This is a genomic window from Coriobacteriia bacterium (assembly GCA_031292615.1).
Taxonomy (GTDB): Bacteria; Actinomycetota; Coriobacteriia; order Anaerosomatales; family JAAXUF01; genus JARLGT01.
Genome location: JARLGT010000090.1, coordinates 1 through 13,705, shown reverse-complemented (window position 1 = coordinate 13,705; position 13,705 = coordinate 1). Strand labels below are relative to the sequence as shown.

The window sequence follows — 13,705 nt, the reverse complement described above, 5'->3', positions numbered from 1 at the left end:
TTCCCCACGCAACCGGCGCTTGCGGCAGAGCTGAAGGCAGCGGGCTTCAAGACGGTGTCCTGGAGCGACATGACCGGCGGCATCGTGGCGCTCCACACCGCAGTCAAGTAGCCCCGACTGCCCGCACGGCGTGACGCCGCGGCCCGCGCCGCACGGCGAACGTCCTCGCAGTGTCCATCGGCTACGCCGACGAACACGGCTGCGGAGTGTTCGCCTCAGCGGCACGGTCCACGACGCCACGCCGCGCTACTGTGCGAGCTTGGCTGCGGTATCATTCCCACAGTCCCTATGCCGCTTGATCCCTAAGGACCGCACATGCTGCTCACAGCCCGCTACGTGCTGCCGATCGCTACGCCCCACATCGAGTACGGCGCCGTGCTGATCAAGGACGACAAGATCGTCGAGATCGGCGACCTGAAGCACCTCCAGGCGCTGCATCCCGACGAGCCGGTTCGTGACTTCGGACTCGCAGCGCTGATGCCGGGCTTCATCGACCTGCACACACACCTCGAGTACACGGCGATGCGCGGTCTGGTCGACGACCTGCCGTACTCGGAGTGGAAGCTTCAGCTCATGCAAAAGGAGCGGCTGTTCTCCAGCCAGGATTGGGACGACTCGGCGTGCCTCGGCGCGTTGGAGTCGCTACAGTCGGGCATCACGACGGTCGCCGACATCACCGAGACCGGCTCGTCGGGTATGGCCGCGCAGGCCTCGGGGCTGCGCGCGATCATCTACCGCGAAGTCGCCACGATGGACAAGAAGGCGGTGCCGGAGGTCATGCGACGCGCCTCCGAGGACATCGCCGCGTGGCGCGAGACCTCGGATTCCAGCCGAGTCACCATCGGCATCGCCCCGCACGCGCCGTACTCCTGCCATCCCGAGCTCTTCCAGCGCGTGTCGGAGTATGCGATGGATGGCACGATGGTCGCGATTCACCTTGCCGGTAGCGTTGAAGAGTTCCAGTTCGTGAAGTACGGCTCCTCCATGCTCGCCACCGACGTGCGCGAGAGCTACGACTCTGAGGCTCCCGCCTGGCTGCCCACCGGTGTCAGCCCCGTGCGCTACGTCTTGCAGTGGGGCCTGTTCGATGTCCCCCACATCATGGCCGTCCACTGCACGCAGGTCGGCAAAGACGACATCGACATACTCGCCGAGAAAGACGTCTCGATCGCCCACTGCCCGCGCTGCGAGGCCAAGCTGGCCATGGGCGTGGCGCCCATCGAGCAGTTCCTGCGCGCGGGGATTCGCGTGGGGCTAGGGACGGATTCGCCGGCCGCCTCCAACTCGATGGACGTCTTCGAGGAGATGCGGATCGGTCTGCTCGTGCAGCGCGCAGTGCTCGGCGAGGACCGGTTCATGAGCGCTCGGCAGTTCGTGAAGATGGCAACACTGGACGCCGCGCGCGTCTTGGGCCTCGACGATCGCCTCGGCTCGCTTGAGCCGGGCAAGCAGGCCGACATCATCGCCGTCGACCTCTCGAAGTCTCATCAGATTCCGACGCACTACCCGTATAGCACGCTCGTGCACACCGCGAATCAGGAGAACGTGCTCGCCACGATGGTAGCCGGCAAGTTCCTGTACGAGGACCGGACTTGGCACTCGATGGACCGCGACCGCATCTTTGCGCGTGCCGAGGAGATGCGGATGAAGTTGCGAGTGTAGCCGGCGGCTCCAGCGTGTGTATCGGCTTCCCGCGTTTGGCTGGGTAGTTGCTGATTTCGTGCTGTGAACGCGCCCAGACGTGCCCAACCTGCGTGCTATACTACGCGGGGTTCAGGCAGGCACGGGGCGGCTTTTTCGCCCCAGACAAACCAGGAGGATCGCACGTGAGTGACCAAGATTTCTTCTTTGACGACGACGAGAAGCCGGCTGCGAAGTCGGACAACAAGCCCAAGAAGGCCGGCACCGCGTCGTCCTCTCGCCCGGCTGCCAAGAGCGGGTCGCGTCCCGCGCCCGCGCCAGCGGTCTCTAGCGCTCAGAGCGTGACCACGACCATGGCGATCCTCTTCGCCGTCATCGCGCTGCTCCTGGGTATCGTCATTGGTCTGTTCATCGGCACGGCGATCAGCCCGTCGGCTTCAAGCACCGCAATTGCGCCGAGCACGTCCGCTCCGGCGCTGACGCAGGACCAGTTGAACGGTGGCCAGCTGCCCGCCGGACATCCGGCCATCACGGGCTCAGGTTCCAGCACCACCGCAACCGCAACCAAGTAGTCAGCTTCGAATCCGTGGGTTCGGTTGCCGGTCGCATCTAGCGTCTGGCGCGGGGCCCGTGTCTTCGCACTGCTCGGCAGGGAGGGAGCTCCGACGTGGCGCTCAACAAAGCGCGTACTTCGGTCTGGATGAAGACCTTCATCATCGTCTTGATCGTCGCTTTCATCAGCGTGTTCATGGCTGGCGGCATCGCCGGTATCTTCGAGCTGTTCCAGAGCTCGAACACGTCGACGACCGCCACCTCGACGGTCGATCCGGTCGCGACAATCAACCAGCAGGGTCAGGCTACTGTGGATGCCCTCAAGTCGCTAGCGGCAAGCCAGCCGACGAGCTACACGGCGCAGGTCAAGGTCGCCAACGCCTACTTCGACTGGGCCCAGCAGCTCTCGACGCCGACGAGCGGCCAGAGCCAGATCACGACTGCGGCGATGTCTGCTGCGGTCGACGTGTGGGCTCAGGCTCGCGCCGCGTACGACAAGGCCGCCACGTTGAACAAGGCGTTCGATCCCTCGGTGCAGACCGACCGCTCGGTCGCCACGTTCTACAGCAACGACGCTACGGCGGCGATCAAGCTCGTGCGCGCGGTGACGGTGAAGCAGCCCGATTTCCCGCCGGCGTGGCTCAACCTCGGCCTGTTCTACGACTCGACCGGGAACTCCGAGCAGGCGGTCTTCGCGTATCAGAAGTACCTGGTGCTCGACCCCAAGGGCAAGCCAGTGGCCTACGTCACCAGCCGTCTCAAGGCGCTGGGGGCCTCGGCGCCTGCGACCAAGACGCCCTAGGCGAGCTAAACCCACATCAACCCACATCAGAAACGACGACGGGCGCCCCTTGGGGGCGCCCGTTTGTTGCTGCGCGACGCTGCGCGGTCCTCGGCGGCGGGATGTCAGACTGCCGGTGTCTCGACCATCTGCAGCGCTTGATCGAGGTGTGGCGCTGTGGCGAAGATGCCGTTGAGGCGCGTGAGCGACAAGATGTTGTCGACCGTCTCGTTGGTGACCAAAACCAGCTTGCCTCCAGTGCTCGCATACTCCTTCGAGAGCGAAAGCAGAAGGCCGAGTCCCGAGCTGTCGAGATACTCGACACCCGACAGGTCGACAATCGCCGCAGGTGGCGAGCTCTTGAGTATCCGGTCGATGTTCATCCGGAACGTCGCACACTCGCCATAGTCCAGATCGCCAGCGAGCGTCAGCTTCCAAAACGCTGGCTCTTGGTCGAGATTGATGGTGAGCGACATGAGGGTCCTTCCGTGTGCTGCGAGCTAGTGGATTCGTACCCACTCGTGCGGCTCTTGGTGCAGCGGGGTTGGGGCGGTACAATCCACAAGCATCGCCCGAACGTCTCTGAGGAGCACCGCGAAGCATGGAACTCGACATTCGCACGCAGCAAGACGGCAACGTGTGCACGGTCGTTCTCGAAGGCGAGGTTGACGTCTACACCGCGCCAGGTCTCAAGGAGGAGCTGGTTGCGCTCATCCAAGGTGGATGCACGCACGTGATCGTCGACCTGGAGAAGGTCGCTTTCATCGACAGCTCGGGCCTCGGGGTTCTCGTGAGCGCGCTTCGGCGGGCCCGCGAGAAGGACGGTGCCGTTCGGATCGTCTGTACCCGCGAGAGCATTCTCAAGATCTTCAGGATCACCGGGCTCGACAAGGTGTTCCCCATCTTCTCCGACGCCGCGGAGGCCGCCGAGTTCTAGGGCTAGTCCCGGCGGCCGGCACCGCCGAGCAGAGCGGCACGGCGATTGCGTGCTGCTACTCCTGTGTGTGCGTCTGGAAAGGGTAGGGCTGTGTTCGGAATCACCGGGTTCAAACTCATCATCATTCTTGTCGCGGGTCTGATTCTCATCGGGCCGGACAAGATGCCCGAGATCGCGCGCACCGTCGGCAAGATGATGCGCATGTTCAATGCCGCGAAAGACGACATGGAGCGCATGATCAAGGCCGACATGTTCACCGCCGAGAACCCCGGTTCCTCGAGTGCGGGCACGACGACGCCTCCGATCGGTTCGACGGTCGCCTCGACGCTGTACGAAAACGACGAGGATGAGGAGGAGGAGGAGTAGAAGGCGCCGCTCGGCAGCCCATCACTCCGACGCCCATGCCCATCAGCCCACAGAAGATGCCGTTCCTCAGCCACCTGGCCGAGCTGCGACAGCGCATTCTCGTCATCGCCGTGACCGTAGGCGTGGGTTCTATTGCCGCCTACCCCTTCACCGCCAATATCCTGTCCTGGTTGTTTGCTCCCATCGCACCGTTCCTGCCGGGGCAGAAGGTCTTCGTCACTGGTCCGTTCGAGGCGTTCCTGTTCCGCTTCAAGATCGCCTCGTACGCCGCAATCGTGCTGACCAGCCCCATCTGGCTCTACCAGCTGCTCGCGTTCTTCCTCCCGGCTCTCAAGGAGAAGGAGCGCAAGTTCTTCATGCCGACGTTCCTCGCCATCCTGGTGCTGTTCATTACCGGCAACCTCTTCTGCCACTACGTCGTACTCCCGCCGTCGTTCGCATGGCTCATGGCACAGACCACGGGCGGGGGCATCGACCTGCCGGTGTTGCTGCACGCGTGGTTCGGCCTCGGTCCGGCGACCCCGGTCAAGGAAGTCACGCTCGGCGTTCTGCCGGTCGCATCGAGCTTCCTCGGCGGCGTAATGATCATGATGCTGGCGTTTGGAATCACGTTCGAGCTGCCGGTGCTGCTGTTCTTCCTGATCGGTACCGGCCTCGTGAAGTACCAGATGCTGCGCGCCAACTGGCGCTACGTTTACCTTGGCCTGGTTGCGTTCGCCTCACTCGCGACGCCGGACTGGAGCCCGATCACTATCGGCGCGTTGTTCATTGCGGTGGTGGTGCTCTACGAGGGGACGATGGCGCTCTCTCGCGTGGCGTTCTCGAACAAGATCAAGGAACAAGCGGTCGACGCGGCTCGGGCGGCCTGAGGATGCACGAGATGGGCATCACCAACGGCATCCTCGCGGCCTCCTTCGACGCCGCCCGCGACGCCGGCGCCGAGAAGATCTGCGAGATCCGCATCAGCATCGGCGAGCTGACCGAGATCCAGGAGTTCGCGCTGCAGTTCGCGTTCGAAGCGCTGACGCCTGGCACGATGGCAGAAGGCGCGACCCTCGCGGTCGCGCACATCCCGGCGACTTCGCACTGCAACGAGTGCGGTCTGGACTACACGCACGATCGTTTCGAGATGCTGTGCCCCGAGTGTGGCGCGTTCAACGTCACGCCGCTGACCGGTCGGGAGATGCGTATCGACAGCATCGAGACGCCCGATGAAGACGGAACCTGTCCGGAGCCCACGGCAAAGCCTGCCGACTGGCTCCTGCCCACCGATAACCCGGAGGTGTGACCGTGGAGATCGATCTGTCCAAGCCGATCCTGGACATGAATGAGCGCTTGGCTGCCGAGAACCGCACCGAACTCGACAAGCACGGCGTCTTCGTGCTCGACCTGATGGCCTCGCCGGGCGCCGGCAAGACCTCGACGATTCTTGCCACCATCGCCGCGCTTCGCGACCGCTATCGGATCGCAGTTATCGAGGGCGACATCGCGAGCAAGGTCGATGCCGAGAAGGTCAAGGCGCACGGCATCCCCGCCGTCCAGATCAACACCGGTGGGGCGTGCCACCTCGAAAGCGACATGATCAAGCGTGCGCTTGCTGCCCTGCCGCTTGCCGAACTCGACCTCGTCATCATCGAAAACGTAGGCAACCTGGTCTGCCCGACCGACTTTTACCTGGGCGAGAACGCCAAGGTAATGATCTTGTCTGTGCCCGAAGGCCACGACAAGCCGTACAAGTACCCGGGCATCTTCCAGATCTCGGAGGCGGTCATCCTCAACAAGGTCGACACCATGTCGGTGTTCGACTTCAACGAGGAGGAGTTCACCGCCGAGGTACGTGCACTCAACCCGAAGGCGCCCATCTTCCGCATCGCGGCCACCAAAGGCGAAGGCGTCGACGAGTGGGCCGAGTGGCTCGCCGCGCGCATCGACGCCCTGAAGGCGTCGGTCGCCGAGAAGGTAGGCGAGGACGCGTGATGACCCGCGACGAAGCGTTCGCGCTCGTCGAGGAGCGCATCCCGCAGCGCAACTTGGTCAACCACTGCGTCGCCACCGAGATCATCATGGGGGCGCTCGCTCGGCATTTGGGCAAGTGCGCCGAGGAAGTCGAAGGCTGGGAGCTCGCCGGTCTGCTGCACGATCTCGACTACGCCGAGACGGCCGACGACCCGGCGCGGCATGGGCTGCTGACCGCCGAAGCGCTCGAGGGCCTGGTCGACGAGCGCATCATCCACGCCATCCTCGGCCACGCAGACAAAGTCGAGCGCGTGAGCGACATGGACGATGCTCTGTGGTGCGCCGATCCGACAACCGGCTTCATCGTGGCTGCTGCTCTCGTTCGTCCCGAGAAAGATCTCGCCGGCGTGACGCTTAAGAGCCTCAAGAAGCGCTGGAAAGAAAGCGCGTTTGCCAAGGGTGCCAGCCGAGAGCAGATGGCTGGCTGCGAAAAGCTCGGCATCGAGCGCGATGAGTATCTTCAGCTTGCGCTGAGTGCCATGCAGGCACGTGCCGCTGAAGTGGGGTTGTGAGCCATGCCGCGCACGATGAAGGGGCTCGCCGCGGTGCTCGCGCTGCTCGCGGTGCTGGCAGTGGCTGGTTGTCAGCCCTCGATATCGAGTCAGCTCGAAGCGGGCCTGCCCCAAGCCTCAAAGCTTGCGACGATGCCCGCCGAGGTCGGCAGGGACGCCGATACAGCCGGCAACGAGCTTCTCGACGCACAGCTGCAGGTGAAGGTCGTCGTTCCAGCGAGGTCGGCCCCCGCAAGCACGACTCCCAAGGGGGAGAAGGTAGCCGCGTTCACTATCCCCCCCGTCACAGTGGACCTGACCCCATCGGATCGACGATTCTTGGGATTCACGGTCATCTCCCAAGAACCCGCGGCTGGAGGGTCGCTCGCGTCGTCGCAGACCGTGGTGCTTACCGTTGGCCCTCACCTCCGCGCGCCTGCCAACTCGACGTGGTACGGGGCGCATGCGACCGACGACGTGGGATACGGGCAGTCCAGCTGCCTGGACTCCGGCTCCGGCGGGCAGACCGGCTGTCACTCGCAAGCCTACTGCAACGACTGTCACAACAAGACGATCAAGCCTGCCAAGCCCTAGCGGGGCGTACTGCACAGCGTCACAGCCCCGAGCTGACTTAGCCCGGATAGGGAGGGGTTAATGCTCAAGCTCATCGTCTTCGTATGCGGGGCGGCGCTTATGGCGCTCGAGCTGGTCGCGGCGCGCATCCTTGCGCCTGCGATGGGCAACTCCATCTTCGTGTGGGGCTCCGTCATCTCCATCGTGATGATCGCGCTCAGCCTCGGCTACTGGGTTGGTGGTCAACTCGCCGACAAGCGTGACGCTTCCCGCGTACTAGCACCGATCATCGCTGCCGCAGGTGTCTTCACCGTGCTCGCGCCCGTGATAGCTGCGGCGATACTGCCGCACGCCGCGGGGCTGGGTCCTCGGCTGGGCTCGCTCGTGGCCGCCGGACTCATCTTCTTCGTGCCGTCGCTGCTGCTTGCTACCGTCTCGCCGCTGAGCGTGCGACTGGCCGCTTCGCGTGGGCTCGATCGCATCGGACGCTCGGCAGGCGGGCTCTACGCCATATCGACTGGCGGCAGCGTGGTCGGCACGCTCGCCACAGCCTTCTGGCTCATTCCGGCACTGTCGCTCGAGCCGTTGGTCGTCGCGACGGGCTTCGTGCTGTTCGCCTGTTCGCTCGCGGCGCTCGCTCTGCCACGGCTCTACGGCCAGCCGCTCGCCGCCGAGAACGGCGACGGCTCGACAGCTCGCATGGGCGCGGAGCGCGGCGCGCTTTTGACCGCGCTCGTGCTCGTGGTCCTGGGCTGCGCCGCGGGTGCATGGGTACTCGCCGACGTCACGCCTGTCTCGGCGATCAGCTCTCAGGGCGAGACGGTGCTGTACCGCTTCGACAGTCAGTACCACCGGATCTCGGTGACCGAGGCCAACGGGGTGCGGCACCTGCGGTTCGACGCGAGCAACCAGACCGCGATCGATCTGACCGACGGCTACACCAGCGTCATCAAGTACCCGAACTACATCGATCTGGCGCTTGCCGCGAAGCCTTACGCCCGGCGCGTGCTGGTTCTCGGGCTGGGTGGCGGAGCAATCACTAAGCGGTGGTGGCGGGACTACCCACAGATGACCATCGACACGGTCGAGACCGATCCGGCCGTCATCGACGTCGCTCGGCGCTACTTCGGCTTGCCCGAGGACCAGCGCATTCGCGTCTACAACCAAGACGCCCGGCGGTTCGTGCAGAGTTCGCTGGATACCTACGACATCGTCATCGTCGACTGCTACTACTCCGACTCGCTGCCGTCACACCTCACCACGCAGGAGTTCTTCAACGAGGTCAAGAAGCGGATGGCCCCGAACGGGGTGCTCGCGTACAACCTCATCGGGTCGGTGAGCGGAGACAACAGCCGACTCTTCCGCAGTATGTACCGGACCGTGGGGACAGTGTGGGACCACACCTGGGTCTTCCCGATAGGCCTGGGCGACGACGGGCTGCCCGAGCAGCGTCGCAACATCGTAGTGCTTGCTACCGACAGCCCGGTCGATCAGCTCGAGCTGATGCGCAGGATTCACAGCCGCGTGGGCGGGATGGTCAAGGTGGCTGGCTTCCAGAACTTCGGTGCCGACCTCTACACCGGAGTCGTGCCGCAGGCAGACGTGCCGCTGCTCACCGACTCGTACGCGCCCACCGATTCGCTCATCAAAGTCATGGGCGACTAGCCGCACCTTCGCGCCGCTGTCGGCCCCCTCAAGCTGCGATGTTGTCGCTCGGCGCCGCCTCCGCGGCGAGCGTCGGTTAGCCTTCGCTCACCTCACGGTAAGGCCGCGCGTTCTATATAGGCCTTGACGCACCTGTGTATACTCGGCTGCAAATCGCCTGAAGTCGGGAAGGTCGTGCCCGTTGAAGCTCATCGTCACCGAGAAGAACATCGCCGCGAAGAAACTCGCGGAGATTCTTGCTGTCGGCAAGCCTAAGACCGAGAAGGTCTACAACACGCCCGTGTACTCGTTTCGCCGCGACGGCGAGGACTGGCTCAGCATCGGACTGAAGGGCCACATCCTCGGCGTCGACTTCCCCCAGCAGGTCGTCTTCGACGGCAAGAAGTGGGACGCCGTGTGGGAAGAAGACGCCATCAAGGCGCCGGTCGCCATCCCCTCATCGCTGCCCACGCCCGCTACGGGCTTCAAAGACACCGACGGCGCGCTGGTGCCGTGGAAGAAGAAGAAGCCGTTCACGGTCGACGGCGTCGACCTCAAGACCTGGAAGTTGGCGTCGTTGCCCTATCTCGTCTGGGCGCCGATCGGCAAGACACCGGCCGAGCGCGAGCTGATCCGCGCGCTGAAGAACGTCGCCAAGAAGGCCGAGTCGATCGTGATCGCGACCGACTTCGACCGCGAGGGCGAGCTTATCGGCAGCGATGCAGCTGCTCTAGCCCGCGATGTGAACAAGAAGGCGCCCATCACCCGCGCGCGGTTCTCGGCAATCACGAAGGACGAGGTCGAGCGCGCGTTTGCCGAGCTCGTCAGCGTGGATGAGTGCCTCGCGCAGGCCGGCGAGTCGCGCCAGGACATCGACCTGGTGTGGGGCGCAGTGCTCACGCGCTACCTGACCATGGCCAAGTACTCGGGCTTCGGCAACGTCAAGTCGGCCGGTCGCGTGCAGACCCCCACGCTGGCGCTGATCGTCGAGCGCGAGCGGGAGCGCGAGGCGTTCATCCCCGAGATCTACTGGACCGTGAAGGGCGCGTTTGCGACCGCCGCCGCCGAGGAGTTCTCGGCGGGGCACGCCACGGAGCGCTTCAAGGACGAGGCCGAAGCCAAGCGCGTCATGACGGCGATCGCCGGCAAGACCTCCGGCACCGTCTCGGCCGCTGAGAAGAAGCGCCGCAAGGTCGCGCCGCCAACACCGTTCAACACGACCGCACTGCAGGCGGCAGCGGCGTCTGAGGGCATCACGCCGGCGCGCACCATGCGCATCGCCGAGTCGCTCTACATGGACGGCCTGATCAGCTACCCGCGCGTTGACAACACCGTCTACCCCGACTCGCTCGACCTGCGCGGCATCCTCAACTCGTTGCTCGAGGTCCCGGTCTACCGCGAGGTGGCCGGCAAGATCCTCTACAGCGGCAAGCTGCACCCGACGCGCGGCGCCAAGGAGACGACCGACCACCCGCCCATCACCCCGACGGCGGCGGCCGACCCCGACAAGCTCAAGCCCGAGGAGTGGAAGCTTTACAACCTCATCGCGCGCCGCTTCATGGCCACGCTGTCCGACTCGGCGGTCGTCGAGGGCACGAAGGTCACCATCGACGTGGCCGGCGAGCCGTTCGTGGCCAAGGGCGACATCCTGGTGACGCCGGGCTTCCGGGCGATCTACCCGTACGGCCTGAAGAAGGACGAGCAGCTCCCCAAGCTCGCCGAGAACGACATCGTCGACTTCAAGGGTGCCGAGCTGACGCAGAAGGCCACCGAACCGCCATCGCGGTACTCGCAAGGGCGTCTCATCCAAGAGATGGAGAAGCGCGGGCTTGGTACCAAGGCCACGCGCCACGCGATCATCGAGCGACTGCTCGAGGTCCGCTACGTCGTCAACGAGCCGCTTGAGCCCACGTCGCTCGGCCGTGCGGTCATCGACGCGCTCTCGGCGTTCGCGCCCCGCATAACTACGCCGGACATGACGAGCGAGCTCGAAGCCGAGATGGACGATATCGCCAACGGCCGCTCGACGCGCACGCAGGTCGTGGAGCACTCGCGCGAGCTGCTGGCCAAGGTCATGGCCGACCTTATCCCGGCGGCCGTCGACGTGGGCGAGGCGCTCAAGGCGGCCGGTGCCGACGACGCGAAGGTGGGGCAGTGCCCCAAGTCCGGCCACGATCTGCTCATCAAGTCCTCGGCAAAGACGCGCGGCCAGTTCGTGGGCTGCTCGGGATGGCCGGAGTGCGACGTCACCTATCCGCTGCTGCAGGGCAAGATCGAGGCCGTCGACGAGCTGTGCCCGGTCTGCGGCACGCCGCAGGTCAAGGTGATCCAGTTCCGCACTAAGCCGCGCGTGGTCTGCCTCGACCCGCTGTGCGCCACCAACCACGAGCCTGAGATCAGCATCGGCGAGTGCAAGAAGTGCGCGGCGGCCGGCAAGCCGGGCCAGCAGCTCACGGTCCGGCGCTCGGCGCGGACGCTGAAGCGCTTCGTGCGCTGCACCAACTACGACGAGTGCGAGACCAGCTATCCGCTCCCGCAGCGCGGCGAGCTGACGGCGACGGGCGAGGAGTGCCCGGCGTGCGCAGCGCCGATGGTCGTGGTCAACACGGGCCGCGGTCCGTGGAAGATTTGCGTCGATCCCAACTGCCCCGCCAAGGCCGAGAAGGCCGAGGCCGCAGCCAAGAAGCCGGCCGCTCGCGGACGTAGCGCAGCGGCCAAGCGTGCCCCCAAGGCGTCGGCGGGCTAGCGACGGCTTGAACCCCCGGCCGCGCGCCGGGGAATACTCGCACTACCGATAGGGCCGGACACCCGAAGCTGAGGAGCATCCCCGTGAACATCGCAGTCATCCAGCACAAACTGCTCGGCGACGATCAAGCCGACGCGGTCGCACTGGCCAACGCCGCGGCGGACGCCACCGACATGGGAGCGGAGGTTGTAGTGTTCTCGCCCGCCCCGGTACTGGCCGACGTCTCCGATGGCGATCCGGTCGGCAAGATCTTCGAGGCGATCGGCGAGGCGCAGGGTGAGAAGGTCGTCTACCTCAACCCGGCCGCCGTCCCCGACGGCATGCACATTGCGATGCTCCCGTTGCTCGGGCAGACCGCGCTGTTCGTCGGCGACGCGTGCCTCGACTACCAGGAGATACTCACCGCCTCGGGCAAGAAGCCCGCGGTCGCGATTCTGTGCCCGCACTCCGAGAACGACATGCAGGCCGAGGCGGTGCTCGAGTTGGCGCTTGGGCTTTCCTCCTCGCTCGCCGGTTTGATCGTCCTTGTCGACAGTTCTGGGGCCGAGCCCGGGGACCCCGGCCATGGCGGTAGTGCGATCGTGCAGCTCGGAGAGGTGGTCGCCGAAGCGATAGGGGAGGACGACCAGACGCTCGTGTTCGAGGTCGAACTGCCTATCGCACAACCCGAGCCGCGCGAGTTGCTGCCGGAGATACCCACGATTCTGTCGGGACGGCTCGCGCAGCATCACGGCGAAAAGCCGGGCGTCGACTACCCAGCCGACCTGAACTAGCAACCCCAGCAAAGGCCCGCCGAGACGCGTTTTGCGCGCGAGACTGCGTGTTAGAATCTGCGTTGGCTTTGCGGCGCATTCGATCGCGCCGTTTCGGCTCTGACCAGTCGCTCAAGGAATGGGGTCGCATGTCGTATCCGAAGGTCACCATCGTCGGCGCGGGTCAGGTCGGCGCGACCGCTGCGCAGCTGATCCTCACGCACGACATGGCCGACGTCGTGCTGATCGACGTCGCCGAGGGTTTGCCCCAGGGCAAGGCGCTCGACATGATGCACATGCGTTCGGTCGAGATGTTCGGCCCCAGCATTCTCGGCACCAACGACTACGCCGTCACGGCTGGCTCCGACGTCGTGGTCGTGACTGCAGGCCTGCCGCGCAAGCCCGGCATGAGCCGCGATGACCTGCTCGCGGCCAACCGCGCCATCGTCGAAAGTGTCATGAAGTCGGCGGTCGCGGCATCGCCCGACGCGGTCTTCCTGCTCGTCACCAACCCGCTCGACGTCATGACCTACCTCGCCTGGCAGGTTTCTGGCCTGCCCGCGACTCGCGTCTTGGGCATGGGTGGTCTGCTCGACTCGGCACGTTTCGCCTTCGCGGTCGCCGAGCACACCGGTGCCGAGATCGACGATGTCGTGGCCCTGGTCGTTGGCGCTCATGGCGATGCCATGGTGCCGCTTCCTCGCTTCACCTTCGTAGGGCACCAGTCGATCAGCATGTCGCTTTCCCCCGAGGAGGTCGACGCACTTGTCGCGCGAACCGTCAGTGGCGGTGCGGAGGTCGTCTCACTACTCAAGACCGGCTCGGCGTACTACGCGCCGGGCGCGTGCATCGCTCGGATGGTCCACGCGCTGGTCAACGACAGCGGGGAGGTCCTGCCGGCGTGCGTCTACCTCAACGGCAAGTACGGCATCAAGGACACCTACATGAGTGTGCCGGCGGTGCTCGGCGCCAAGGGCGTGCTCGGCGTCGAGGAGCTTCCGCTGGATGACGACGAGCTTCAGGCCGTGAGGGCATCTGCCGCCACCATCTCCGAAGCGATCGACTCGCTCGGACTGCGCGGATAGCGTTGCTCTCATCGGCGAGCATCGCCGAGGCCGTCCGCGCTGCGATTCCGCAGGCGGCCGACTCCCTGCGACCTGACTTCCTGGCGGCGCTTGAGGCCGCGCTGCAAAGCGAGGGCTCGGC

The 13,705-nt window shown here is 65.3% G+C and carries 16 protein-coding genes; 15 read left to right on the top strand and 1 reads right to left on the bottom strand.

Features of this window, described 5'->3' with window-relative positions; genetic code table 11:
• The 4 genes from P4L93_08010 to P4L93_07995 all read left to right on the top strand — a co-directional run.
• Positions 1 to 111, top strand: a 111-nt coding sequence (locus P4L93_08010) for a class I SAM-dependent methyltransferase (protein ID MDR3686882.1), incomplete at its 5' end; no start/stop codon positions are given.
• A 204-nt stretch (positions 112 to 315) separates the two neighbouring features.
• Complete coding sequence (locus P4L93_08005) at positions 316 to 1,662, top strand: amidohydrolase family protein (GenBank protein ID MDR3686881.1); 1,347 nt, start codon at positions 316 to 318, stop codon at positions 1,660 to 1,662.
• A gap of 164 nt (positions 1,663 to 1,826) precedes the next feature.
• Positions 1,827 to 2,213: a hypothetical protein gene (locus P4L93_08000; GenBank protein ID MDR3686880.1), complete on the top strand. Its 387-nt coding sequence runs from the start codon at positions 1,827 to 1,829 to the stop codon at positions 2,211 to 2,213.
• Positions 2,214 to 2,308: 95 nt separating this feature from the next.
• The gene (locus P4L93_07995) at positions 2,309 to 2,995 is read left to right on the top strand and encodes a tetratricopeptide repeat protein (protein ID MDR3686879.1); all 687 of its coding nucleotides are present in this window, start codon (positions 2,309 to 2,311) and stop codon (positions 2,993 to 2,995) included.
• 104 nt (positions 2,996 to 3,099) lie between these two features.
• Here P4L93_07995 and P4L93_07990 read toward each other — a convergent pair whose 3' ends face one another.
• A complete protein-coding gene (locus tag P4L93_07990; GenBank protein ID MDR3686878.1) occupies positions 3,100 to 3,450 on the bottom strand; it encodes an STAS domain-containing protein in 351 nt (116 codons plus the stop codon).
• 125 nt (positions 3,451 to 3,575) lie between these two features.
• Here P4L93_07990 and P4L93_07985 point away from each other — a divergent pair, with 125 nt between their 5' ends.
• The 11 genes from P4L93_07985 (at position 3,576) to mdh (ending at position 13,584) form a co-directional block, all read left to right on the top strand.
• Positions 3,576 to 3,911, top strand: coding sequence for an STAS domain-containing protein (locus P4L93_07985; GenBank protein ID MDR3686877.1), 336 nt, complete (start codon positions 3,576 to 3,578; stop codon positions 3,909 to 3,911).
• Positions 3,912 to 4,001: 90 nt separating this feature from the next.
• Positions 4,002 to 4,277, top strand: a complete 276-nt coding sequence (locus tag P4L93_07980; protein MDR3686876.1) for a twin-arginine translocase TatA/TatE family subunit — start codon at positions 4,002 to 4,004, stop codon at positions 4,275 to 4,277.
• A 35-nt stretch (positions 4,278 to 4,312) separates the two neighbouring features.
• On the top strand, positions 4,313 to 5,146 hold the full coding sequence (gene tatC, locus P4L93_07975; GenBank protein MDR3686875.1) for a twin-arginine translocase subunit TatC: 834 nt from the start codon (positions 4,313 to 4,315) through the stop codon (positions 5,144 to 5,146).
• An 11-nt stretch (positions 5,147 to 5,157) separates the two neighbouring features.
• Positions 5,158 to 5,565 carry a hydrogenase maturation nickel metallochaperone HypA gene (locus P4L93_07970; protein ID MDR3686874.1) on the top strand — a complete coding sequence of 136 codons (408 nt, stop codon included), beginning with the start codon at positions 5,158 to 5,160 and terminating at the stop codon, positions 5,563 to 5,565.
• A gap of 2 nt (positions 5,566 to 5,567) precedes the next feature.
• Positions 5,568 to 6,254, top strand: a complete 687-nt coding sequence (hypB, locus tag P4L93_07965) for a hydrogenase nickel incorporation protein HypB (protein MDR3686873.1) — start codon at positions 5,568 to 5,570, stop codon at positions 6,252 to 6,254.
• Positions 6,254 to 6,805 carry an HDIG domain-containing protein gene (locus tag P4L93_07960; GenBank protein MDR3686872.1) on the top strand — a complete coding sequence of 184 codons (552 nt, stop codon included), beginning with the start codon at positions 6,254 to 6,256 and terminating at the stop codon, positions 6,803 to 6,805. The genes hypB and P4L93_07960 overlap by 1 nt, the downstream gene beginning before the upstream one ends.
• Positions 6,806 to 6,808: 3 nt before the next feature.
• Positions 6,809 to 7,378 carry a hypothetical protein gene (locus P4L93_07955; protein ID MDR3686871.1) on the top strand — a complete coding sequence of 190 codons (570 nt, stop codon included), beginning with the start codon at positions 6,809 to 6,811 and terminating at the stop codon, positions 7,376 to 7,378.
• A 60-nt stretch (positions 7,379 to 7,438) separates the two neighbouring features.
• Positions 7,439 to 9,022, top strand: a complete 1,584-nt coding sequence (locus P4L93_07950; protein ID MDR3686870.1) for a fused MFS/spermidine synthase — start codon at positions 7,439 to 7,441, stop codon at positions 9,020 to 9,022.
• A 181-nt stretch (positions 9,023 to 9,203) separates the two neighbouring features.
• Positions 9,204 to 11,747: a DNA topoisomerase I gene (locus P4L93_07945; protein MDR3686869.1), complete on the top strand. Its 2,544-nt coding sequence runs from the start codon at positions 9,204 to 9,206 to the stop codon at positions 11,745 to 11,747.
• An 83-nt stretch (positions 11,748 to 11,830) separates the two neighbouring features.
• Positions 11,831 to 12,520, top strand: coding sequence for a hypothetical protein (locus P4L93_07940; protein MDR3686868.1), 690 nt, complete (start codon positions 11,831 to 11,833; stop codon positions 12,518 to 12,520).
• A gap of 128 nt (positions 12,521 to 12,648) precedes the next feature.
• Complete coding sequence (mdh, locus tag P4L93_07935) at positions 12,649 to 13,584, top strand: malate dehydrogenase (GenBank protein MDR3686867.1); 936 nt, start codon at positions 12,649 to 12,651, stop codon at positions 13,582 to 13,584.
• Positions 13,585 to 13,705 lie beyond the last annotated feature (121 nt).

Excerpts from the sequence above, each read along its gene's own strand:
- P4L93_08005 (MDR3686881.1), top strand. The coding sequence starts at position 316 with ATGCTGCTCACAGCCCGCTACGTGCTGCCGATCGCTACGCCCCACATC.
- P4L93_07990 (MDR3686878.1), bottom strand. The coding sequence starts at position 3,450 with ATGTCGCTCACCATCAATCTCGACCAAGAGCCAGCGTTTTGGAAGCTG.
- P4L93_07985 (MDR3686877.1), top strand. The coding sequence starts at position 3,576 with ATGGAACTCGACATTCGCACGCAGCAAGACGGCAACGTGTGCACGGTC.
- tatC (MDR3686875.1), top strand. The coding sequence starts at position 4,313 with ATGCCCATCAGCCCACAGAAGATGCCGTTCCTCAGCCACCTGGCCGAG.
- P4L93_07970 (MDR3686874.1), top strand. The coding sequence starts at position 5,158 with ATGGGCATCACCAACGGCATCCTCGCGGCCTCCTTCGACGCCGCCCGC.
- P4L93_07960 (MDR3686872.1), top strand. The coding sequence starts at position 6,254 with ATGACCCGCGACGAAGCGTTCGCGCTCGTCGAGGAGCGCATCCCGCAG.
- P4L93_07955 (MDR3686871.1), top strand. The coding sequence starts at position 6,809 with ATGCCGCGCACGATGAAGGGGCTCGCCGCGGTGCTCGCGCTGCTCGCG.
- P4L93_07950 (MDR3686870.1), top strand. The coding sequence starts at position 7,439 with ATGCTCAAGCTCATCGTCTTCGTATGCGGGGCGGCGCTTATGGCGCTC.
- mdh (MDR3686867.1), top strand. The coding sequence starts at position 12,649 with ATGTCGTATCCGAAGGTCACCATCGTCGGCGCGGGTCAGGTCGGCGCG.